3 protein-coding genes are annotated in these 2515 nt (G+C 36.1%); all 3 read right to left on the bottom strand.

The features are described 5' to 3' along the window. Positions 1-484, bottom strand: a 484-nt coding sequence (locus RRG12_RS42860; protein WP_420763271.1) for a chemotaxis protein CheW, incomplete at its 3' end; no start/stop codon positions are given. Between the two features lie 4 nt (positions 485-488). After that, positions 489-866: a response regulator transcription factor gene (locus RRG12_RS42855; protein WP_069071198.1), complete on the bottom strand. Its 378-nt coding sequence runs from the start codon at positions 864-866 to the stop codon at positions 489-491. A 71-nt stretch (positions 867-937) separates the two neighbouring features. Beyond that, on the bottom strand, positions 938-2005 hold the full coding sequence (locus RRG12_RS42850; protein WP_420763024.1) for a response regulator: 1068 nt from the start codon (positions 2003-2005) through the stop codon (positions 938-940). Positions 2006-2515: the final 510 nt, after the last annotated feature.

Raw genomic sequence — 2515 nt, 5'->3', positions numbered from 1 at the left:
GAATAGAAGACTGTACAATCGCCTGTGCATCTAATACTAGTAATATTTCTTCCTGCTGCACAACGCACCCACATAAATAAGGAACTAAACTGGATGTCACTTGTCCTATAGGAGAATGAATATCATCAACTATGAACTTGGTTGTACCTTTTATTTCTTGTACAACTAAGCCCAACACTAATGATTCCACTTGGATAACGATCACATTGTACTGTCGCAGTCGATAATCTAGGGATTCTAAATTGAGCATTCTTGGCAAATCAACTACCCAAATTATCCGACTCCGCCAATTCATTAATCCTAATATGCAGGGGGGCATATTAGGCATTGAGGTAATAGATTCAACAGGCACAAGAATAGCTTCTTGCGTATGCTTCATTGATAAAACAGCAGTAGTTTGTTGATTTAGCTGAAACTTCAGATAACCATCTGCTAAGTTATTTTGGGTTGCTTTGGAAGCAAGAGTAATGTTTGTACTAGTCATTGATTTAAATTACCACTGATTTAATAGTACGTAGGAGATGTTCGCGGGTGTAAGGTTTAGTTATATAGGCATCTGCACCTTGCCTCATCGCCCACAAACGGTCAATTTCTTGATTTTTAGAACTACAAACCACAATCGGCACTTTTGCAGTAATTGGATTTCTTCTCAGAGAGCGACACAATTCAAATCCACTCATTTCTGGCATAACTACATCAGTAACGATCGCATCTGGTTTTTCTAACACAGCTTTTTCTAAACCCTCTTTTGCACCACTTGCTTTAATTACGTTGTAACCACTTTCTTTGAGATAATGGCTCATTAATTCCAATTCGCTGGGAGAATCTTCTACAATTAAAATTGTGCCAAGCAAAGTCAGGCTCACTATTAAATCTCCTAAAAAAATAGATTAAACGTATTAGCTTTTTATAAGAATTCTGAATTCTAATTCCTAAATTAACCAAGATGCTTAAAAACCATTTTTAGCAATTCTGATTGTGTAAAAGGCTTAGTTAAATATCCTGATGATCTGACTATCTTAGCCTTTGCTCTGTCGATAAAGCCTGTTCTCCCAGTCACCATAATGATTGGTGTATTCTTAAAAGCTGAATGTTTACGTAATAATGAACATAGCTCATAACCATCTAAGCTTGGCATTTCAACATCTAATAAAATCAGATCGGGTTTACTCCGTAGAATTTGCATCAAAGCTTTTACTGGATCGTTGATCATCACAACTGAAAATGTGTTTTCATCCAAAAAATGTTTGATAGAATTCAAAACCGTTTGGCTATCGTCAATGCAAGCAATTGTATATAGTTTTTTGCCAACAGGTGGCTGAGTAATTTTATTATTCTCAGGGATATCAAAATTAATTGGTATCGGCAAGTTTTGCCCAATTTTTATATGCAGTTGTGGCTGAACTTGAGATGATTGTGTTGCAGACAAAACTTGAGAACCGCCACCAGATGGAATTGATGACTGGATATTTTGCCGATTTCGTAACTGCTTTTGGCAATGTTCAACAAGTAAGCGCAAATCCAGGCGACAGAACTTTGGTAGTTCATCTAAAGAGCTTTCTGGACTGAATTCATAGCTACCTTCTTTTAAACAGAGAAATGATTCCAGCACTTCTTTTGCTAATTCGTCTATCAGGCTTCCTGCTTGCACAGAGGTAATATAGTCCTGATTTACTAACCAACAAATAGCTTGGTAATCCGCATTTGGTATTGATTGATGTTCATTCTTCGTCTCAAACATCAGCCGCATTTGCACGCGAGTGGCGCTGTTGAGAGCAGGAATTTGCTGGCTTAAGCGTCGCAAGTGACTGTCAAGCCGCTCAAACAGTTTATCTGAATAGGAGGCATAAGTAAGTTTACCGTCCTCTAGATAAATTGACCAAGAAACTATTCCAGTAAATATGCTTAAGCACCCTGTAGCACGCCGACTGGTTAATTGTGCCAACAGAGATAGCGGATGTAGTTTCTGGAACAACCTGTAGCTACCTATAGGAGTTGTGCTCATTTTGCTTTTACTTCAGCTAAATTCGATACGTGTAAGCTAAATTCGTATAAAGTTCTTCCACAATTGAAATCAAGTAAAAAGCATCAAACTTTTGTATTTTAAGATACATCAGTTTACATCTAGGTTTGTGGTGAAACTCAACGACAGTAGCGTTATTTTCAGATGAGCAAATCTTAGTAAATTCGTAAATTCTTATTAATCTATTTACTGTTACTGAGATTTATAACCATCTTTCGAGAAATAAGACATAAAAATGTCAAGAGTAGATGAAGCCACTTTCCATTGAGTAACCCCATTCTGACCACAGGAATAATACTGATTTTGTAAAGGTTAATATATTTGAACTACTGTATTTACACTTAAATACAATCTAGTTTGTAAGCAAATAAGAACTATATGAAGCCACTTTTAATTAAATACACCCGTTATGACTACAGGGATAATACTGTTTTTGTTGGAAAAATTAATACTAAAAGTCAGAATTCAGAGTCTTCTATTTTTTTTTAAACT

It is taken from the genome of Nostoc sp. CALU 546 (assembly GCF_048836525.1).
The sequence above is the reverse complement of the archived record's forward strand: the minus strand, read 5'-3'. Positions and strand labels throughout refer to the sequence as shown.

Coding starts and splice junctions, on each gene's coding strand:
- RRG12_RS42850 (WP_420763024.1), bottom strand. CDS start 2,005: ATGAGCACAACTCCTATAGGTAGCTACAGGTTGTTCCAGAAACTACAT.